This is a genomic window from Mesorhizobium qingshengii, assembly GCF_027563465.1.
Taxonomy (GTDB): domain Bacteria; phylum Pseudomonadota; class Alphaproteobacteria; order Rhizobiales; family Rhizobiaceae; genus Mesorhizobium; species Mesorhizobium qingshengii_A.
This window is the reverse complement of the sequence record NZ_JAPFQA010000007.1, coordinates 87,368-106,643: the sequence shown is the minus strand read 5'-3', so window position 1 is coordinate 106,643 and position 19,276 is coordinate 87,368. Positions and strand designations below refer to the sequence as shown.

General features: G+C 65.3%; 17 protein-coding genes and 1 riboswitch. Of the genes, 9 read left to right on the top strand and 8 right to left on the bottom strand.

Going from position 1 to position 19,276, the window contains the following annotated elements:
* Positions 1-783, top strand: a complete 783-nt coding sequence (locus OOJ09_RS17430) for a cobalt-precorrin-6A reductase (RefSeq protein ID WP_269906360.1) — start codon at positions 1-3, stop codon at positions 781-783.
* Here the strand turns inward: OOJ09_RS17430 and OOJ09_RS17425 are convergent.
* The 8 genes from OOJ09_RS17425 to OOJ09_RS17390 all read right to left on the bottom strand — a co-directional run bounded on the left by OOJ09_RS17425 (position 747) and on the right by OOJ09_RS17390 (position 10,676).
* A complete protein-coding gene (locus tag OOJ09_RS17425; protein WP_269906359.1) occupies positions 747-1,511 on the bottom strand; it encodes a precorrin-3B C(17)-methyltransferase in 765 nt (254 codons plus the stop codon). The genes OOJ09_RS17430 and OOJ09_RS17425 overlap by 37 nt on opposite strands.
* Positions 1,508-2,266, bottom strand: a complete 759-nt coding sequence (locus tag OOJ09_RS17420; RefSeq protein ID WP_269906358.1) for a precorrin-2 C(20)-methyltransferase — start codon at positions 2,264-2,266, stop codon at positions 1,508-1,510. The genes OOJ09_RS17425 and OOJ09_RS17420 overlap by 4 nt, the downstream gene beginning before the upstream one ends.
* Positions 2,263-2,895, bottom strand: coding sequence for a precorrin-8X methylmutase (locus OOJ09_RS17415; RefSeq protein ID WP_269906357.1), 633 nt, complete (start codon positions 2,893-2,895; stop codon positions 2,263-2,265). Before OOJ09_RS17415 ends, OOJ09_RS17420 begins: the two co-directional genes overlap by 4 nt.
* Positions 2,896-2,897: 2 nt before the next feature.
* Entirely contained in the window at positions 2,898-4,253 is a 1,356-nt protein-coding gene (gene cobG / locus OOJ09_RS17410; RefSeq protein ID WP_269906356.1) for a precorrin-3B synthase, read from the bottom strand.
* Positions 4,250-7,720 (bottom strand): cobaltochelatase subunit CobN, encoded by a 3,471-nt coding sequence (gene cobN, locus OOJ09_RS17405; RefSeq protein ID WP_269906355.1) that lies wholly within the window; start codon positions 7,718-7,720, stop codon positions 4,250-4,252. Before cobN ends, cobG begins: the two co-directional genes overlap by 4 nt.
* 18 nt (positions 7,721-7,738) lie before the next feature.
* Entirely contained in the window at positions 7,739-8,776 is a 1,038-nt protein-coding gene (gene cobW, locus OOJ09_RS17400) for a cobalamin biosynthesis protein CobW (RefSeq protein ID WP_269906354.1), read from the bottom strand.
* Positions 8,773-9,201 carry a DUF1636 family protein gene (locus OOJ09_RS17395; RefSeq protein ID WP_269906353.1) on the bottom strand — a complete coding sequence of 143 codons (429 nt, stop codon included), beginning with the start codon at positions 9,199-9,201 and terminating at the stop codon, positions 8,773-8,775. Before OOJ09_RS17395 ends, cobW begins: the two co-directional genes overlap by 4 nt.
* Before the next feature lie 38 nt (positions 9,202-9,239).
* Positions 9,240-9,447, bottom strand: a riboswitch (cobalamin riboswitch).
* Positions 9,448-9,476: 29 nt separating this feature from the next.
* Positions 9,477-10,676, bottom strand: a complete 1,200-nt coding sequence (locus OOJ09_RS17390; protein ID WP_269906352.1) for a winged helix-turn-helix domain-containing protein — start codon at positions 10,674-10,676, stop codon at positions 9,477-9,479.
* A 333-nt stretch (positions 10,677-11,009) separates the two neighbouring features.
* Between OOJ09_RS17390 and OOJ09_RS17385 the strand changes: the two genes are divergently transcribed.
* The 8 genes from OOJ09_RS17385 (at position 11,010) to nuoG (ending at position 19,276) form a co-directional block, all read left to right on the top strand.
* A complete protein-coding gene (locus OOJ09_RS17385; RefSeq protein WP_269906351.1) occupies positions 11,010-11,375 on the top strand; it encodes an NADH-quinone oxidoreductase subunit A in 366 nt (121 codons plus the stop codon).
* Positions 11,366-11,947, top strand: a complete 582-nt coding sequence (locus OOJ09_RS17380; RefSeq protein ID WP_091575557.1) for a NuoB/complex I 20 kDa subunit family protein — start codon at positions 11,366-11,368, stop codon at positions 11,945-11,947. Before OOJ09_RS17385 ends, OOJ09_RS17380 begins: the two co-directional genes overlap by 10 nt.
* Positions 11,948-11,951: 4 nt before the next feature.
* A complete protein-coding gene (locus tag OOJ09_RS17375; RefSeq protein ID WP_269906350.1) occupies positions 11,952-12,557 on the top strand; it encodes an NADH-quinone oxidoreductase subunit C in 606 nt (201 codons plus the stop codon).
* A 9-nt stretch (positions 12,558-12,566) separates the two neighbouring features.
* Complete coding sequence (locus OOJ09_RS17370; protein WP_269906349.1) at positions 12,567-13,757, top strand: NADH-quinone oxidoreductase subunit D; 1,191 nt, start codon at positions 12,567-12,569, stop codon at positions 13,755-13,757.
* The gene (locus OOJ09_RS17365; RefSeq protein WP_269906348.1) at positions 13,758-15,032 is read left to right on the top strand and encodes an NADH-quinone oxidoreductase subunit E; all 1,275 of its coding nucleotides are present in this window, start codon (positions 13,758-13,760) and stop codon (positions 15,030-15,032) included. It abuts the gene before it with no gap.
* Positions 15,033-15,042: 10 nt separating this feature from the next.
* Positions 15,043-16,347 (top strand): NADH-quinone oxidoreductase subunit NuoF, encoded by a 1,305-nt coding sequence (gene nuoF, locus OOJ09_RS17360; protein ID WP_091575553.1) that lies wholly within the window; start codon positions 15,043-15,045, stop codon positions 16,345-16,347.
* A 78-nt stretch (positions 16,348-16,425) separates the two neighbouring features.
* Positions 16,426-17,121 (top strand): NADH-ubiquinone dehydrogenase, encoded by a 696-nt coding sequence (locus OOJ09_RS17355; RefSeq protein WP_269906347.1) that lies wholly within the window; start codon positions 16,426-16,428, stop codon positions 17,119-17,121.
* A gap of 73 nt (positions 17,122-17,194) precedes the next feature.
* Positions 17,195-19,276 (top strand): NADH-quinone oxidoreductase subunit NuoG, encoded by a 2,082-nt coding sequence (gene nuoG, locus OOJ09_RS17350; RefSeq protein ID WP_269906346.1) that lies wholly within the window; start codon positions 17,195-17,197, stop codon positions 19,274-19,276.

Here is a 19,276-nt window from a genome sequence, read left to right as displayed (position 1 = left end):
ATGACCCACCGCATTCTGATCCTCGGCGGAACCACGGAAGCCCGGCAGCTGGCTGGAAAACTGGCAGCGTGTGCAGATCTCTCCGTCACGCTGTCGCTGGCCGGCCGTACCGAAAGCCCGGTTGCGCAAGGCGTGCCTGTGCGAAGCGGAGGATTTGGCGGCGCCGATGGTCTGGCCGTCCATCTCCGGGAAACGGGCACCGATCTGCTGATCGACGCCACGCACCCCTATGCGGCGCAAATCTCCGCCAATGCCGCGCAAGCCGCGCGCGCTACCGGCGTGCCCATCCTTGCCCTGCGGCGCCCCGGCTGGGCGCCTGTCGAAGGCGACCGCTGGACGCCGGTCGATACGGTTGGCGATGCCGTGCGAGCGCTTGGGCCGGCACCGCGCCGTGTCTTCCTGGCGCTTGGCCGACAGGAGGTCGTGGCCTTCGAAGCCGCGCCCCAGCACCATTACCTCGTCCGCAGCGTCGACCCGGTCGAACCGAAGCTCACGGTTCCCGATGCTGATTATCTCCTGGCTCGGGGACCGTTTGGGAAAGCCGATGAACGCGCGCTGCTCGAAAAGCACCACATCGATGTCGTCGTGTCCAAGAACAGCGGTGGTGAGGCGACCTACGGCAAGATCGCCGCTGCGCGGGCGCTTGGCATCGATGTGATCATGGTCCGCAGGCCAATGCTGCCGGACGTGCCTTCGGCTGAAACCGTCGAAGCGCTGGGCGCGCTTATTGATCAACTTGGGGCCGATCATTTTGTCGAGCCCGCTGCCGAACGCGGTGTGTAGACCAGCGCCGGCTTGTCGCCGCGCTTGATGATCCGGGTTTCCGGCGAACCGATGATGATGCAGGTCGCCATGTCGGCCTTCCGCGCATCGGCGTCGGCCAGCAGATAGACCTCGATGCGCTCGTCCGGGCGGCCGGCAGCGCGGCCGAAAATCACCGGCGTGGTGCCCGGCAGGATCGCGGTCAGGCATTCGAAGGCGCGGCCAAGCTGCCAGGGGCGCGCCTTGCTGATTGGGTTGTAGAGCGCGATGACGAAGCCGGCGCCGGCCGCGGCCAGCAGGCGCAGTTCGATCAGTTCCCAGGGCTTCAAATTGTCGGAGAGCGAGATGGCGCAGAAATCATGGCCGAGCGGCGCGCCGATGCGCGCGGCGACGGCCAGCATGGCGGTGATTCCGGGCACCACGGCGACATCGACCGCGCGCCATTCGGCCGGGCCGGCCTCGATCGCCTCGCAGATGGCGGCAGCCATGGCGAACACGCCGGGATCGCCACCAGAAACCACGGCGACGTCATGGCCCTCGGCCGCCTTGGTCAAGGCATCCTTGGAGCGGGCGAGTTCCTCGCGGTTGTCGGAGGCGACGCGGGTCTGGTCCGGGCGTAGCTCCAGCCGGTCGAGATAGGGCTTGTAGCCATAGAAGAACTCTGCCTGCGCCACGGCGCGGCTGGCTTCAGGGGTGACCTGATCGGAATTGCCGGGCCCAAGCCCGATGACGGTGAGACGGCCACTCATGCCTCGGCTCCCACGGCGCCGGGCCTGCCGGACCAGCCGGCGACCAGCACGATCGCGAAATAGGGGGCCTTGTCGTCCTTTTTGTCGGCAAGCTTCATCGAGATGCTGCCCGGCATCGTGCCGCGCTCGACATAGACGGCACGCGTCAGCTTGCCGGTCGCCTCCAGCGCACGCCTGATCTTGGGCAGGTTGCGGCCGACCTTCATGATGACGGCGGCATCGGTGTCGGCAAGCCGGCGCGTCAGCTCGAACTCGCTCATCGTGCCGGGCAGCACGGTCAGCACGTCGTCGCCCTGGACGATCGGCAGGCCGGTCGCCGACCAGCAGCCAGACATTGCGGTGATGCCGGGAATGACCTCGGTCGGAAAACGATGAGCCAGGCGCACATGCAGATGCATGTAGGACCCGTAGAAAAGCGGATCGCCCTCGGAAAGAACGGCGACCATTCGGCCTGCTTCGAGGTGCTCGGCGACCTTTTCGGCCGACGCCTCATAGAAACCCGTGATCTGCGACCGGTAGTCGTCGTGATCCTTGTCGATTTCGGTGGTGACGGGATAGAGCAGCGGCAGTTCCGTCATGCCGGGGCGGAACCGCGCTTCGACGATGGCGCGCGCGTTGCTGTTGTTGCCGCGCTTGGCGAAATAGGCCACGACATCGGCCTCGGCCAAGGCCCGCGCGGCCTTCAGCGTCAACAGTTCGGGGTCGCCGGGACCAGTGCCGACGCCGACGAGACGGCCTTTGGAAAGCGCGTTCACAGGCCAGCCCTCGCCAATGAATTGAGCGCGGCGGCGGTCATGGCGCTGCCGCCAAGCCTGCCGCGCACAATGGCATAGGGCACGCCGTAGGAATTGTCGGCCAGCGCATCCTTGGATTCCGCGGCCCCGACAAAGCCGACCGGCATGCCGATGATGGCCGCCGGCTTCGGCGCGCCGTCGCGCAGTTTTTCCAGCAGATAGAAGAGCGCGGTCGGTGCATTGCCGATGGCGACCACCGAACCGGCCATGCGCTCGCCCCACAGGTCGATCGCGGCGGCCGAACGGGTGTTGCCGATCTCCCTGGCGATTTCGTGTGTGCGCGGGTCGCGCAAGGTGCAGATCACCTCGTTGCCGGCAGGCAGCCGGGCGCGGGTGACGCCGTGGGAGACCATTTCCGCATCGCAGAAGATCGGTGCGCCGGTCGAAATTGCCTTGCGCGCCGCGGCCACGAAATCGGTGGAAAAAACAAAATGCCTGGCGGCTTCGACCTGGCCGCAGGCATGGATCATGCGGATGGCGACATCGGCCTCGGCTTCGGAGAAGCGTGACAGGTCCGCCTCGGCGCGAATGATGGCGAAGGAGCACTCGTAGATCGCCGTGCCGTCGTGGATGTAGTCGTAGGCGGCCATGCTCATTTCCGTTTTTTAGTTTGGGCCTGTCGGTAAGCCTCGGCGATGCCCGCCGCGCCAAGCCTTGTCAGGCAAGCGGCGGCTGTTTCGCCTGGAAGTCGTGCGCTGCGGATCATCGCCGCGACGCGGCTGATGCCGCGCGCGGCGTCATAGCCCGGCCTGTACCCGGCAGGAAGGGCCTTTGCCGTCGCGTTCACGACAAGTCCGGCTCCGTTTTCGTCGCCGACGACGGTCAGCGCCGCCGGGCCGGGGTGGGCGCAGCCCTTGGCGCAGCCGGAAATGTGCAGGATGAAGTCGAGGATGTCGGCATTTTCAGCGGCGATCGTCTCGGCAATGTCGCGCGTGGCGATCCGGCCGGATGCGCAGGCCGGCGCGCCGGGACAAGCGGCAATGCGCGTGCGCGGATCGGAGGCGTCGGTGACGAAGCCGAGGCTGGCGGCTGTGTCCCTGAGGGGCAGGTTGGCGGCTGCCGGCTGACCGAGGAAAAGCAGGGCGCGACACGGGGCGAGGCGGATTTCGGTTGTGCCGAGTGCGAGGGCGCGTTGCGCGAGGCCGATGATCTTGTCCGCGGGCATGCTGCCATAGGGTAGGGCGATGCCGATGGCGGTGCCGTTGTTCAGATCGAAGAGGCCGATTGACGGGCGATTGTGCTCTATGGCGTCCCGCTCTGTCCTGCCGGAGGGGGGCGCGAAGGAATGCCAACCTGCGAGCGAGGCCAACTGTCGACCCGACAAATCCCGCGTGTGCGCTTCGCGGCCTTTTTCAGCGACCATCCTCAGTGCAGCGACGGCTATGTCTCTCGCGGCATCCGCATCGACCTTTGCCAAAACCTTCGCGTTTCGGCCGTCGCCGGCAACCGATACGCTCCAAATGATGTCGTTGTCGGCTCGTACCGCCTTTAGCCGCACATCGGCCGTCAACGTATCCATCATCAGCTGCCCACCGCCGTCCACAACGAGCGCAACCTTTGGGCCGAGCCGTGGCGTGAGCCCAGCTTCTTCAACCGCTACCCGAATTCGTTCAGCCAGCGGGCGCGGGTCGGCAATTTCATAGGGATCGATGCCAGCCAGCGGTCCGATCTCGACCGGCACGCCGGTGCGCACTGCAATGCCCAGCGCATCAACCTCAATCGCCAGAAGTCGCGCGCCATCCGGTGTCAGGCCGCGTATCTGCAAACTGCCGCGCGCGGTGACTTCCATGATGCCGTTGCCGTGCCGCAGGGCGGATTCGGCTAACCCGATCAAAGACTTCGGTGACAATCCTCCAGCGACAGGGTTAAGCCGCACCAGCAGGCCGTCGCCGGTCTGCATGGGAGCTGCCAAAGCGGGGCAGGCGCCACGGCGCGAAAAGGCGTTCATGCTGCCACCCCAAGCGCCTCGGCCTCGGCAATCAGCGCGGCCAGATCGTCGTCGATGGAATTGCGCAAGGGATGCCACAGACCGCGCCGGCGCGCCGACAGGAAGCGCTCGGCAATGACCTTCGCGGCGGCAGGGTTTTCGCGCAGGATGAAGGCGCGGACCTCGGGATCACCGACATAGGCATCATGAACGGCCTCGATCAGCGTGCCCGCAATGGCGTGGGTGGTTTCGGCGAAGCCGACCAGCCGGTCGACCGTCTCGGCGAATTCGGAAGCGCCGCGTGGGCCGTGGCGCATCTGGCCTGATATGAAGCGGGGATTGACGGCGCGGGCACGCACGGTGCGGGCCACCGCCTCGCTAATCGAGCGCGGCTTCGGCTTCTGCGGATCCGTGGTGTCGAGCACGATGACGTCGGCATTCCTGCCGAGGGCCGCAAGCGCTGCCGAAAAGCCGCCGATGAAGGCGACGTCGGCGGAACCTTCAAGAATGTCACGGCCGGGGTCGTCGCCGGTGTGGACGAGAAGATCGGCCTCGGCGATGCGTCCCTCGAAGGCGCCGGGCGTCGAGACGCCTTCGCCGCCTTCGCCACCATAGGCATGCGAGGTGGCGTCGAGATAGGCGCGGCCGATCTCCTCGCGCGCCGCCCAGTCGCCGCTCGACAGCAAATCCTCGACGCCGGCGCCGTAGGTGCCGGGCGAGGTGCCGAAAATGCGCGGGCTGATCTTGCCGTCAGCGCGGGTTCTCGCCGCGAGCGGATTTTCGGAATCCTCCTCATCACGGGCGGCAACCGCGTTGGCGGCGGCATCGATCAGCGCGATCTGGGTCGGGAACATATCGCGGAACAGGCCTGAGATGCGCCAGGTGACGTCGACGCGCGGGCGGCCAAGCGTGGCCGGCGGCAACACTTCGATGCCGGTGATGCGGCCGGTCGCGGCGTCCCACTGCGGCCGGCATCCCATCAGCGCCAACCCTTGAGCGATCTCCTCGCCGCCGGTGCGCAGCGATGCCGAGCCCCACAGGTCGATGACCAGCGAACGCGGCCAGTCGCCATGCGATTGCATGTAGCCGCGCACCACTTCTTCCGCCGCCGCTCGGCCGAGATCATAGGCGGTTGGGGTCGGCATGGTGCGCGGGTCCGAGGTGAACAGGTTGCGGCCGGTGGGCAGAACGTCGGAACGGCCGCGCGCGGGCGCACCGGCCGGACCGGCCTTGACGTGGCGGCCATCGAGCGCGGCAAGCAGCGCCGTCTTTTCGGCTGCCGCACTTTGGCGGCGCGTGGCGTCTGGCTCGTCGTCAGAGGCGCGGCCATAAATGTGCAACCCATCCTTGATGGCGAAATCCTTGAGGTCGCATAGCCAGGCGTCGATGCGGCGCAGCGCCTCGTCGGGCGCGTCGGTCCTGGCAACGCCGGCTTCTGAGGCGAGGCCGGTCTTTTGCGCCGTGTCAACGATCAGCTTGGCCAGGCGGTCGCGCCGGCGGCGGTCGAGGCCGTCTGCCTGGGCATATTCGTCGACCAGGCGCTCAAGCCTGTGCTGGTTTTCGTCCAGTCCGGCGCCGGTCAGCGGCGGTGGCAGATGGCCAAGGGTGACGGCGGCGATGCGCCGCTTGGCCTGCGCCGCCTCGCCGGGGTTGGAAACGATGAAGGGATAGATGACGGGCAGGGGACCGGTGACGATCTCTGGAAAACAGTTTTGCGAGAGGGCAACCGTCTTGCCCGGCAGCCATTCCAGCGTGCCATGGGCGCCGACATGGATAAGCGCATGGACGCCGAGCGACTTGCGCAGCCAGAGGCCGAAGGCGATCAGCGCATGGCGCGGGGGGAGCGTCGGATCGTGATAGTCGGCGCGGCGGTCGGCGGAACGGCCGCGATCGGGGGCGAGCGCGACGGTGATGTTGCCGAAGGTCGCGGCGCGGAAGGGAAACGCGCTCTTACCCTCCCCCTTGTGGTGAGGGTGGCCCGCAGGGCCGGATGGGGGCGGTGCGCCGCTACCCCCACCCCGTTTCGCGCCATCCGTTTTGCGAATGTCGCGAACCGACCCTCCCCACAAGGGGGAGGGTGAAGTATCGGCAGCGCCCCACGCAGCCTCGACCGCAGCTATTGCCTCAACCGGAAGGCCCTTTGAGAAGTCCAGATAGTCCCACAGCCCCAGCCCGTCATTGCCGCGTTCCAGCAAATCCAGCAGCTCGCGCGACGTTTGCGGAATCCCCTCAACGGCGTAGCCCTGTTCCCTCAGATCGTGCAGCATCGCCAGCACGCTGGACGGCACGTCGAGGCCGACGGCATAGCCGGTGCGACCAGGAGCGCTTGGATAGTCCGGGATGAGAATGGCGAGCTTGCGTTCGGCGCGAGGGGCCTGCTGCAGCCTGATGAAGGCCGCGACGCGGTTCGCCACTTGCGCTACGCGATCCGCTTCTGGCCGGTTGGCGAAGGCGCGGTGACCAAGCGCGGGATCAGTCTCGCTCTCGCCCTTGAAGGAAATCGCGCCGGCAAGGATGCGGCCGTCCAACTCGGGCAGCACGACATGCATGGCGAGGTCGGCGGGTGCCAGTCCACGCTGGTTGGTCTCCCAGATGTCGCGGCGGGTGGTGGCGACGATGACCTGGAAGACTGGCACGCCGGTGCGGTCGAACAGGGTTTCGATGCCGGGTTCGGCGCCGGAGGCGAAAGCGGTCGCGGTGATGATGGCGGCGGGTTTCAGCGCGGCGAGCGCGGTCTCGACGAACGCCAGCGAGGCCGGGTCTTTCAGGCTGGAGACGAAAATGGGGGCCGGGCGCATGCCGCGCTGCCGCAGCGCTTCAAAAAGGGCATCGATGGGCGCGACATCGGCGGCGAGCAGCATCGAGCGATAGAACAGGATGGGCACGACGTTTCCCTCTCCCTCGAAGGGGAGGGGTAGGCCGGGCTCCATGACGCCATGTCCCGGCGCGTAAAACCCAGCCTTCGGAACCGCGACTGGTTCGGCGACAGCCGCATCCGATCCCGCCAACCGTGCAAGCCGGTGCACCAGCGCGCTCATATTCGCCGGGCCGCCCTCGCGAAAATAGTCGAGCAGGCCGTCAAGCTCGTCGCGCGGCAGCGTCGAGGCCTCGATCAGGCGAAGATCCTCGTCGCGGCACTCGCCGGGCAGCAGCGCCAGTTTTATGCCGCGGTCGCGGGCTATCGAGGCAAGCTGGTCGCAGCCATAGCGCCACCAGTCGTAGCCGCCGAGAATGCGAACGAGGATGACCTTGGCGTGGCGGGCGACGCTGTCGACCCAGAGGTCGACGGACATCGGATGGCGCAGGTCGCGCAGTGCGGCCAGCCGCATCGCAGGCAGGCGACCGGCGTCGGACTTCCACGCTGCCGCCAATCCGGCGAGATCGCTGTCGGTGAAGGACAGTGCCACGACATCCGCCGGCGTCTGCCGCAGATCGACCGGCTCGGCGAGGTCGTCGAGCGAGGCGGAGGTCGTGGTGAGGATGTGCATCGCGGCTCGTGTCCGAAATCAGCCGGCGAGGATACGCTCGATCGCCGGGCGGTTCAGCCCCTTCAGGCCGATGACGACGAGGCGCGAGCGGCGGTCGTCCGCGACGGTCCAGGCGCGGTCATAGTAGTGATTGACGCGCGGCCCGACGGCCTGAAGCAAAAGCCGCATCGGCTTGCCGCCGACCTCGACGAAACCTTTCACGCGCAGCACGTTTTCTTCCTCGGCAGCGGTGGCGACGCGCTTGGCCAGCTCGTCCGGATTGGCAATCGAGGGAATGTCGACGATGAACGTATCGAAGTCGTCATGCTCGTGGTCGAATGCACCGTCATGATGGGACTTGCGGTTCTCGATGTCGTCCTCGACGGCGAGACCGAGCCCGAGCAGTATGGAGGGATCGACCTTGCCGTGAGACGCCGGCAGGATTTTCACGGCACGGGCGGCGTGCTCGTTGACGATGGCGTTGGCGCGGGCCGAACCGGCGGCGTCCATCAGGTCGCTTTTCGACAGGATGATGAGGTCAGCGCAGGCGATCTGGTCCTCGAACACTTCCTCGACCGGGTCGTCGTGGTCGAGCGTCTCGTCCTTGGCGCGCTGCGCCTGCAAGGCGTCCATGTCGTTGGCGACGCGGCCTTCGGCCAGCGCCGGGCCGTCGACCACCGCGATGACGCCATCGACGGTCACGCGGCTCTTGACCGACGGCCACTGGAAGGCCTGGACCAGCGGCTTGGGCAAAGCCAGGCCGGAGGTCTCGATCAGGATGTGGTCCACCTTCGGCGTCAGCGACAGGATCTGGTCGAGCGCCGGCACGAAATCGTCGGCGACGGTGCAGCAGATGCAGCCATTGGCCAATTCGACGATGTTTTCCTCCGGGCAGGTGTCGATGCCGCAGCCCTTCAGGATCTCGCCGTCGATGCCGATGTCGCCGAACTCGTTGACGATGATGGCGATACGCTTGCCGCCGGCGTTTTCCAGGAGATGGCGGATCAGCGTCGTCTTGCCGGCGCCGAGGAAGCCGGTGACGACAGTGCAGGGAACGCGGGAGACGGAGGCTGTCATATCTGGTCCTTCAGCGTGTCGAGGGGAGGAATGCGGGCCACGAGGCCGCGCTTGAGGGAATCGGGACGGCCTCGCCATGGGATGAGGCCATCCGTCGAGGTGGCGAAGAGTTTCGCGCCGGTGATGAGGTCGGCGCCGCTGGTCGTGGTCAGGTCGCCGAAGACGTAACTCCAGCAGCCGTCGCGCAGGATCGCGGCGCTCAGCCGGCGCTTGCAATTGCCGAGGCATTCGACGCTGCGGATGCGGATATCTTCGCCAGAGGCGGCGCGGCGCGTGTCCTGCGCGAGCATCTCGCCGGCACGGGGATGGGCGTCGGAACCGGTTTCGTCGCGACAGGAGGCGCAGACGATCACGGTAACGCCGGTCAAGGCGTCACCGGACAATATGTCCGCTGTCTCAGCCGAAAAACTGCTGTCGCGTTCCAAATCAGGCTCCTTGCCCGGAAAACCCGCCAGGCGATCGGATTCTTTATCTCTCAGACGGCAGGTCTCCTGGCTCGCGGGTCATCGCCTCGGGTGCCGCCTTCCCGGGAACATCCCAGTGGTTTTCGGCCCAGGCTCGTCGCTTACAGTTGCGGGGACAGCCGCGGATTTGAAATCTTGCGATCCCGCACCGCATTCCCTCTTGGCTCCTCCCTTTGCCGAGAGGAGACCGTCTGGACCGGATTTAGGCTTGTAGGGACAGCCGTGTCAACGCACGTCTACGACGCGGCAATGTCGGCAAGTGGCTGTCCGAGGTCGCCCGCCGGCGTCACTTCGATGCGTTCGAGGCCTAGCCAGCCCTGCATCTGCTTCAGCTCTTCGAACAGTTCGGCGGCGGTTTGCGGCGGCGCGCCTGGTTCCGCATAAGCGGCATGGACGCGCAGTATGCTTGCCGGCCGGTCAGCCTTGAGGTCGACGCGGGCGACGATCCTGTCGCCGAGCAGGAACGGCAGGACATAGTAGCCGTATTGGCGCTTGTCTGCCGGCGTGTAGATCTCGATGCGGTAGCGGAAATCGAACAGCCGCTCGGTGCGCGCGCGCTCGAAGACGACCGGATCGAACGGCGCCAGCAGCGCGCGCGCCTCGATTTTTCGGGGGATGCGGGCATCCTTGTGAAGGTAAGCCGGCTTGTCCCAGCCTTGGACACGCACCGGCAGCAACTCGCCCGTTTCAACCAGCTCCTCCAGCCGGCCCTTCATGTCGGCCGGCGACAGGCGGAAATAGTCGCGCAAATCGCCTGATGTCGCGATGCCATGGGCACGAGCGGAAATGCGCAGCAGTTCGCGGTGTGCGTCCTCGGCGGCCGGCACCGGCAGATCGAGGATCGCCTGCGGCAGCACGCGCTCGGGCAGGTCATAGAAGCGCTCGAAGCCACGGCGGTGCGCAGTGGTGATGCGGCCGGCCCAGAACAGCCATTCGAAGGCGTGCTTGGCATGGCTCCAGCCCCACCAGCCGCCCGAGCCTTTCTGGCCTTCCAGTGCCGAAGCGGCGATCGGGCCGCGCTCGAGGACCGCACGGTAGATCTCTTCTATATAGGCGGCGTGCTCGCGGCCCCATTTGGCCAGGCCCGAATACATCTCGTCGCCGCGTTCGGCCCGCTGCATGCGCCAGCGCATCAGCGGGTAGGTCTCGACCGGCAGGAATGAGGCCTCATGCGCCCAATATTCGAAGACCGTGCGCTTGCGGGTCACGGCGGCGTTGTCCAGCAGAGCGAGCGGGTAGGGGCCAAGGCGCGAATAGAGCGGCATATAATGAGCGCGCACGACAGCGCTGACGGAATCGATCTGCAGCAAGCCGGTGCGGGCAAGCACGCGGGCGAAGTGGCGGCGGTCGGGCGTGCCATTTGGGCGGGGATCGAGAAAACCCTGAGCGGCGAGTGCGATACGCCGGGCTGTGGCGAGCGAGATATTTTCCTTCATGCAGGTATTACTCTGAGGGCGTTTCAGCCGAGGGTCCGATGGGTGATTCCAGCCCATGCTAGCAGGGATTTGGCGGCAACCATGTCAGGAGAGAAAAGTGGAGTAAAAAATGAAGGAAATCAAACAGGAGCGGATCGGACCAGTTTCCCCGTATATGCCATCCAGCACCACGTTTTGAACAAGGTTTGACTTGCTTCGCCGGAAGTGCTGCGCTAACCCTCGCCGCGTTGCAGCATAGGCCCTTAAAACGGTTCAGCGGTTAAACTGTCACGCTTCCGCATTAGGGTCCGGTGCTGTAATCAGAATGGATTGGCGCCAACGGAAAGCCGCTGCATGAACGCACTTATCAGTTCGTACCTGCCCATCGTCCTGTTCATCGGCGTGGCGCTGGTTGTCGGCCTGGCGCTGCTGGCCGCACCCTTCCTGGTGGCCTACCGCAATCCCGATCCCGAAAAGCTATCCGCCTACGAGTGCGGCTTCAACTCGTTCGACGACGCCCGCATGAAATTCGACATCCGTTTCTACCTGGTGTCGATCCTGTTCATCATCTTCGATCTGGAAGTCGCCTTCCTGTTTCCCTGGGCGGTGTCGTTCTCGAAGATCGGCATGCTCGGTTTCTGGTCGATGATGGTCTTTTTGGCGGTGCTGACCATCGGCTTTGCCTATGAATGGAAAAAAGGAGCGCTGGAATGGGATTGAACGACAGTTCCGGCACGCTCATCGCGCCGAAGCCCAAGGGCCTGATCGATCCCAACACCGGCAGGCCGGTTGGGGAGGACGATCCCTTTTTCCTCGAGATCAACAACGAGCTGGCCGACAAGGGCTTTCTCGTCACCTCGACCGAGGCGCTGATCACCTGGGCGCGCAGCGGCTCGCTGATGTTCATGACCTTCGGCCTTGCCTGCTGCGCGGTCGAGATGATCCACACCTCGATGCCGCGCTACGATTCGGAGCGGTTCGGTGTCGCGCCGCGCGCGTCTCCGCGCCAGTCCGACATCATGATAGTCGCCGGTACGCTGACCAACAAGATGGCGCCGGCGCTGCGCAAGGTCTACGACCAGATGCCGGAGCCGCGCTACGTTATTTCGATGGGCTCCTGCGCCAATGGCGGCGGCTACTACCATTATTCCTATTCGGTGGTGCGCGGCTGCGACCGCATCGTGCCGGTCGACATCTATGTGCCCGGCTGTCCGCCGAGCGCCGAAGCGCTGCTCTACGGCATTCTTCTGCTGCAGAAGAAGATCCGCCGCACCGGCACGATCGAACGGTAAATCCATGACCGCATCCCTGAGCGAACTGTCGACCTATCTCGGCGAGAAGCTGATCGGCCGCGTGAATGACACGGCGATCGCCTATGGCGAACTCACCGTCCATGTCGAGCCGCGCGACCTGGTCGAGGTGATGACCTTCCTGCGCGACGATGCGCGCTGCCAGTTCATCTCGATCATCGACGTCTGCGGCGCCGACTATCCGTCGCGGGCCAAGCGCTTCGATGTCGTCTATCACCTGTTGTCGCCGAAGCAGAATGTGCGCATCCGGGTCAAGGTGCAGGCCGACGAGGAGACGATGGTGCCGTCGATCACCGGCGTCTATCCCGGCGCCGACTGGTTCGAGCGCGAGACCTACGATCTCTATGGGGTGCTGTTCTCGGGCCATCCCGACCTGCGCCGCCTGTTGACCGATTACGGTTTCGAAGGCCATCCGCTGCGCAAGGATTTCCCGCTCACCGGCTTCGTCGAGGTGCGCTACGACGACGAGTCCAAGCGCGTCATCTACGAGCCGGTCGAGCTCAAGCAGGAATTCCGCAATTTCGATTTTCTCTCGCCATGGGAAGGGACGGATTACGTCCTGCCGGGCGATGAAAAAGCCAAGACGAATTGAGGCGCCAGAATGGCTGAAACCTCCGTCCGCAACTTCAACATCAATTTCGGTCCGCAACATCCGGCGGCGCATGGCGTTTTGCGCCTCGTGCTGGAGCTCGACGGCGAAGTCGTCGATCGTGTCGATCCGCATATCGGGCTGCTGCATCGCGGTACGGAAAAGCTGATCGAGGCCAAGACCTATCTGCAGGCGGTGCCCTATCTTGACCGGCTCGATTATTGCGCGCCGATGAACCAGGAGCATGCCTTCGCGCTGGCGGCCGAGCGTCTGCTCGGCATCGAAGTGCCGAAGCGCGGCCAGCTGATCCGCGTGCTCTACTGCGAAATCGGCCGCATCATGTCGCACATCCTCAATGTGACGACGCAGGCGATGGACGTCGGTGCGCTGACGCCGCCGCTGTGGGGCTTCGTCGAGCGCGAAAAGCTGATGGTGTTCTATGAGCGCGCCTCCGGCTCGCGCATGCACGCCGCCTATTTCCGTCCCGGCGGCGTCCACCAGGACCTGCCGCAGAAGCTGGTCGAGGACATCGGCAAGTGGATCGACCCATTCCTGAAGTCGATCGACGACCTCGACGCGCTTTTGACCGGCAATCGCATCTTCAAGCAGCGCAATGTCGATATCGGCATCGTTTCGCTGGCCGATGCCTGGGCCTGGGGCTTTTCGGGCGTCATGGTGCGTGGTTCGGGCGCCCCTTGGGACCTGCGCAAGTCGCAGCCCTACGAATGCTATTCGGAAATGGACTTCGACATTCCGATCGGCAAGAACGGCGACTGCTTCGACCGCTACCTCGTGCGCATGGAAGAAATGCGCCAGTCGGCCAAGATCATGCGCCAGTGCGTCGATCTTTTGCTCGGCAAGGAAAGCACCGGCCCGGTTTCGAACCTCGACGGCAAGGTCGTGCCGCCGAAGCGTGTGGCGATGAAGCGCTCGATGGAAGCGCTGATCCATCATTTCAAGCTCTACACCGAGGGCTACCGCGTGCCGGCCGGCGAGGTCTATGCCGCCGTCGAGGCGCCGAAGGGCGAGTTCGGCGTCTATCTGGTCTCCGACGGCTCCAACAAGCCCTACCGCTGCAAGCTGCGCGCGCCAGGCTTCGCGCATCTGCAAGCCATGGATTTCCTCTGCCGCGGCCACATGCTGGCCGACGTCACCGCCGTTCTCGGCTCCCTCGACATCGTGTTTGGTGAGGTCGATCGCTAAATGTCAGTCCGCCGTCTCGCAGAAGCCAGTGTCCAGCCAGCCTCCTTCGCCTTCAACCGGGCGAACGCGGCAGCGGCGAAGCAATGGATCAAGAAGTACCCGAAGGGCCGTGAGCAGTCTGCGATCATCCCGCTGCTGATGCTGGCGCAGGAGCAGGAAGGCTGGGTGACGAAGGCGGCGATCGAGACGATTTCGGACATGCTCGGCATGCCTCGGATTCGCGGGCTCGAGGTCGCGACTTTCTACACGCAGTATCAGCTGAACCCGGTCGGCACGCGCGCCCATATCCAGGTCTGCGGAACCACGCCCTGCATGCTGCGCGGCTCCGAAGCGCTGATGGATGTGTGCCGCACGAAGATCCATCACGACCAGTTCCACACCAACGACAAGGGCACCTTGTCGTGGGAAGAGGTCGAATGCCTCGGCGCCTGCGTCAACGCGCCGATGGTGATGATCTTCAAGGACACATTCGAGGATCTGACGCCGGAACGGCTTGCCGAAATCATCGATCTCTACGGCGCCGGCAAGGGTGCCTCGGTGGCTCCGGGACCACAGAACGGCCGCACCGGCTCGGAGCCGGCCTCTGGCCTGACGACGTTGAAGAGCGAAAAGGCGATCCTCAAGTCGACCCGCGACAAGGAAGCCAAGGCAGCCACCAAGGCCGCCAAGGACGCGGCGCCAGCTGCTGCCACCGCTTCGGCCGCAGCCGCACCGGTGGCGCCTTCGAATGCCAGCAAGCCGAAGACGGATGCTCCTGAAACCAGCCCGGCCTTGAAGACGCCATCAAAGACCAAGGTCGCGCCGGCGGCTGAAAAGGCGGCGAGTGTGGCCGCACCGCTGCATTCGGCCGCCAATGCCAACACGTCCGCTCCAGAGGTCGAGCAGGTCTCCAAGCAGCGCAACGGTCCCAAGACCAAGGCCGAGCCTGCCGCTGCTTACAAGGCCCCGGAAACCAAGGCGCCAGCCGCGAAGGCTGCGGCCAAGCCGTCGCTGGAAGACAAGAACCGTCCGGCTGGTGTAGACAGACCGGCGCTGGTCGACGATCTCAAGCTGATCTCCGGCGTAGGCCCGAAGATCGAGGGCATCCTGCATACGCTGGGCATCTTCACCTTCGCGCAGGTCGCGTCGTGGAAGAAGGCCGAGCGCGAGTGGGTGGATGGCTACCTCTCTTTCCAAGGCCGTATCGAGCGCGACGACTGGGTCAAGCAGGCCAAGGCGCTCGCCAAGGGTGGCGTCGCCGAATACATCCGCGTCTTCGGCAAGAAGCCGGTCTGAGGGACGAAAAATGCTCCAGGACAAAGACCGTATCTTCACCAACATCTACGGCCTCTTCGACAAGTCGCTGGCCGGCGCGATGGCGCGCGGCGCCTGGGACAACACGCCCGGCATCGTTGCCAAGGGGCGCGACTGGATCGTCAACGAGATGAAGGCGTCTGGCCTGCGCGGACGCGGCGGCGCCGGCTTCCCGACGGGCCTGAAATGGTCGTTCATGCCCAAGCAGAGCGACGGCCGGCCGAGCTACCTCGTCATCAATGCCGACGAATCCGAGCCCGGCACCTGCAAGGACCGCGACATCCTGCGCAATGATCCGCACACGCTGGTCGAGGGTGCGCTGCTCGCCGGTTTCGCGATGGGCGCGATTGCCGCCTACATCTATGTGCGCGGCGAGTTCATCCGCGAGCGCGAGGCACTGCAGCGGGCCATCGACGAGGCTTACGAAGCCAAGCTGATCGGCAAGAACAACACGTCCGGCTACGACTTCGACATCTACATGCATCACGGCGCCGGCGCCTATATCTGCGGCGAGGAGACGGCGCTGCTCGAAAGCCTGGAAGGCAAGAAGGGCCAGCCCCGGCTGAAGCCGCCATTCCCGGCCAATGTCGGCCTCTATGGCTGCCCGACCACCGTCAACAATGTCGAATCGATCGCGGTGGCGCCGACTATCCTGCGTCGCGGGGCCGCCTGGTTCTCGTCCTTCGGCCGGCCGAACAATGTCGGCACCAAGCTGTTCTGCGTCTCCGGCCACGTCAACAACCCGTGCACCGTCGAAGAGGCGATGTCGATCCCGTTCCGCGAGCTGATCGAGACGCATTGCGGCGGCATTCGCGGCGGCTGGGACAATCTGCTCGCGGTCATCCCGGGCGGCGCCTCGGTGCCGCTGGTGCCGGCCGAGCAGATCATCGACACGCCGATGGATTTCGACGCGTTGCGCGACCTCAAGTCCGGCCTCGGCACGGCGGCTGTCATTGTCATGGACAAGTCGACCGATGTCGTGAAGGCGATCGCGCGGCTTTCCTATTTCTACAAGCATGAGAGCTGCGGCCAGTGCACGCCGTGCCGCGAAGGCACCGGCTGGATGTGGCGGGTTATGGAGCGGCTGGTGCGCGGTGAGGCGCAGAAGCGCGAGATCGACATGCTGCTCGACGTCACCAAGCAGGTCGAAGGCCACACGATCTGCGCGCTGGGCGACGCGGCGGCCTGGCCGATCCAGGGCCTGATGCGGCATTTCCGCGGCGAGGTGGAGCGGCGGATCGACGAGTTTTCGCGCAACGCGCATCGGGCCGAGCCGGTGATGGTGGCGGCGGAATAGACGAATTCGGGAATGCGGGCGAAAGCCTGAAGCGAGAAAGCCGGGGCGGGCGAACGAACAAACGACCAGGAGATATCTATGGCGCCGTATTCGACACCCCACCCATTGATGCCCAATTTGGACCAGCTCGAGAAGATGAACCAGGACCTGACCAGGATGATGCCGAAGGAGATGGCGAGCGCCGTCAACCTTCTCGCGCACCCTGTCGCTGGCGTTGCGGCCATGTCGGCGCTCGGCATTGGGCTCGCCAACCACGCTTTCGGCGTCTGGATGGGCGCGCTTTCGGGCGCGGCCGAAGCCTCGCAGCGGCTGCTGCAGCCGATTGTCGACGACTTCGAGGCGCGCACCGAGCGCTTGTCGGAGATGGAAAGAAACGACTCCAAGGCGCGCGCGGCGACCAAGACCTTGATCGCCGAAGCCCAGTCCTTCGCGCAGGATGTGACCGACATGGTCGCCAGGGAGGCAGCCGACACGGCGCCAGTCGTCGATGCCGGCCCAATGGCGGGCGCGGTTCCGGCCGGGTTGATGCCGGAGGATTACAGGCAGCCCAAGGCCATGGACAAGCCGGCGAAGCCGTCGGACCTCAAGGCGATATCGGGCGTCGGCCCGAAGCTGGAGAAGGTGCTGAACGGCCTCGGCATCTGGACGTATGCCCAGATCGCGGCATGGACGCAGGAAGAGGTTGCCTGGGTCGAGGACTATCTGTCGCTCTCCGGCCGCATCGGCCGCGACGATTGGACTGCCCAGGCGGCGGCGCTCGCCGTCAAGAAGTGAATGAAATGCGGGACGCGGTTTCGATCGCGCCCGGAAAAAGAGATTGCGGGAAATCCGCAGGGGTTTGAGGCGAATGGCAAAGCTCAAGGTCGACGGGAAAGAGATCACTGTACCCGACCACTATACGCTGCTGCAGGCGGCCGAGGACGCAGGCGCGGAAGTGCCGCGCTTCTGCTTCCATGAGCGGCTGTCGATCGCCGGCAACTGCCGCATGTGCCTGGTCGAGGTGAAGGGCGGGCCGCCCAAGCCGCAGGCCTCCTGCGCCATGGGCGTGCGCGACCTGCGTCCCGGCCCAAATGGCGAGCCGCCGGAAATCTTCACCAACACGCCGATGGTCAAGAAGGCCCGCGAAGGCGTGATGGAATTCCTGCTGATCAACCATCCGCTGGATTGCCCGATCTGCGACCAGGGCGGCGAGTGCGACCTGCAGGACCAGGCGATGGCCTTTGGCGTCGATTCCTCGCGCTATAAAGAGAACAAGCGCGCTGTCGAAGACAAGTATATCGGCCCGTTGGTCAAGACGGTGATGAACCGCTGCATCCATTGCACGCGCTGCGTCCGCTTCACCACCGAGGTCGCCGGCATCTCCGAGCTCGGCCTGATCGGCCGCGGCGAGGATGCCGAGATCACCACCTACCTCGAACAGGCGATGACCTCGGAGCTGCAGGGCAACGTCATCGACCTTTGCCCCGTCGGCGCGCTGACCTCGAAGCCGTTCGCCTTCCAGGCGCGGCCGTGGGAGCTGAGCAAGACCGAATCCATCGACGTGATGGACGCCGTCGGCTCGGCGATCCGTGTCGACAGCCGGGGCCGCGAAGTGATGCGCATCCTGCCGCGCGTTAACGAGCAGGTGAACGAGGAGTGGATCTCCGACAAGACCCGCTTCATCTGGGACGGTCTGCGCACGCAGCGCCTCGACCGCCCCTATGTGCGCAAGGACGGCAAGCTGGTTCCCGCGAGCTGGGCCGAGGCTTTTTCGGCGATCAAGGACGCGGTATCGAAGGCGGCACCCGACAAGATCGGCGCCATATCCGGCGATCTCGCCGCGGTCGAGGAAATCTACGCGCTGAAGCTGCTGATGGCTTCGCTTGGTTCGAAGAACACCGACTGTCGTCAGGACGGGGCGGCACTCGATCCGGCGCTCGGCCGGGCCAGCTACATCTTCAACCCGACCATCGAAGGCATCGAGCAGGCCGACGCGGTGCTGATCATCGGCGCCAATCCGCGCTATGAAGCCTCCGTGCTCAATGCCCGCATCCGCAAGCGCTGGCGGGTTGGCAACCTGCCGGTCGGCGTCATCGGCGATATCGGCGACACGCGCTACGAGTATGAACAGCTGGGTGCCGGGCCGGATTCGCTCAAGGATCTGGCCGACGGCAATGGCAAGTTCTTCCAGACGCTGAAGAAGGCGACGCATCCGCTGATCATCGTCGGCCAGGGCGCGTTGGCACGCGCCGATGGTGCCGCCGTGCTCGGCCAGGCGGCGAAGCTTAGCACGGCCGTCAACGCCGCAAGGGCGGACTGGAACGGCTTTGCCGTGCTGCACAACGCGGCTGGGCGCGTCGGCGGTCTTGATCTCGGCTTCGTGCCGGGCGAGGGCGGCAAGAGCGTTGCCGGCATGCTGGGCGAGATGGACGTGCTGTTCCTGCTCGGCGCCGACGAGATCGACATGGGCAAGACCGGTGGCGCCTTCGTGGTCTATATCGGCACCCATGGCGACGCCGGAGCGCACCGCGCCAACGTCATCCTGCCGGGCGCTGCCTACACCGAAAAGTCGGGCACTTATGTCAACACCGAAGGCCGCGTGCAGCAGACCAACCGCGCTGGCTTCGCACCCGGCGATGCCCGCGAAGACTGGGCGATCGTCAGGGCGCTGTCGGATGTGCTGGGCAAGAAGCTGCCGTTCGATTCGCTGCCGCAGCTGCGCGCCAAGCTCTACGGCGAGTATCCGCATCTGGCCCGCATCGACCAGGTCGCGGCCGGCAATGCCGAGGACATCGCCAGGGTGGCGAAGCTCGGCGGGCGGCTGAACAAGGGCACCTTCACCTCGCCGGTCAAGGATTTCTACCTGACCAACCCGATCGCGCGGGCATCGGCCGTGATGGCGGAATGCTCGGCGCTGGCCAAGAGCGGCTTCAAGCAGGCGGCGGAATAA

Excerpts from the sequence above, each read along its gene's own strand:
- OOJ09_RS17380 (WP_091575557.1), top strand. The coding sequence starts at position 11,366 with ATGGGATTGAACGACAGTTCCGGCACGCTCATCGCGCCGAAGCCCAAG.
- OOJ09_RS17385 (WP_269906351.1), top strand. The coding sequence starts at position 11,010 with ATGAACGCACTTATCAGTTCGTACCTGCCCATCGTCCTGTTCATCGGC.
- OOJ09_RS17375 (WP_269906350.1), top strand. The coding sequence starts at position 11,952 with ATGACCGCATCCCTGAGCGAACTGTCGACCTATCTCGGCGAGAAGCTG.
- OOJ09_RS17365 (WP_269906348.1), top strand. The coding sequence starts at position 13,758 with ATGTCAGTCCGCCGTCTCGCAGAAGCCAGTGTCCAGCCAGCCTCCTTC.
- OOJ09_RS17390 (WP_269906352.1), bottom strand. The coding sequence starts at position 10,676 with ATGAAGGAAAATATCTCGCTCGCCACAGCCCGGCGTATCGCACTCGCC.
- OOJ09_RS17430 (WP_269906360.1), top strand. The coding sequence starts at position 1 with ATGACCCACCGCATTCTGATCCTCGGCGGAACCACGGAAGCCCGGCAG.
- cobN (WP_269906355.1), bottom strand. The coding sequence starts at position 7,720 with ATGCACATCCTCACCACGACCTCCGCCTCGCTCGACGACCTCGCCGAG.
- nuoG (WP_269906346.1), top strand. The coding sequence starts at position 17,195 with ATGGCAAAGCTCAAGGTCGACGGGAAAGAGATCACTGTACCCGACCAC.
- cobW (WP_269906354.1), bottom strand. The coding sequence starts at position 8,776 with ATGACAGCCTCCGTCTCCCGCGTTCCCTGCACTGTCGTCACCGGCTTC.
- OOJ09_RS17425 (WP_269906359.1), bottom strand. The coding sequence starts at position 1,511 with ATGAGTGGCCGTCTCACCGTCATCGGGCTTGGGCCCGGCAATTCCGAT.
- OOJ09_RS17370 (WP_269906349.1), top strand. The coding sequence starts at position 12,567 with ATGGCTGAAACCTCCGTCCGCAACTTCAACATCAATTTCGGTCCGCAA.
- cobG (WP_269906356.1), bottom strand. The coding sequence starts at position 4,253 with ATGAACGCCTTTTCGCGCCGTGGCGCCTGCCCCGCTTTGGCAGCTCCC.
- OOJ09_RS17415 (WP_269906357.1), bottom strand. The coding sequence starts at position 2,895 with ATGGCCGCCTACGACTACATCCACGACGGCACGGCGATCTACGAGTGC.
- nuoF (WP_091575553.1), top strand. The coding sequence starts at position 15,043 with ATGCTCCAGGACAAAGACCGTATCTTCACCAACATCTACGGCCTCTTC.
- OOJ09_RS17355 (WP_269906347.1), top strand. The coding sequence starts at position 16,426 with ATGGCGCCGTATTCGACACCCCACCCATTGATGCCCAATTTGGACCAG.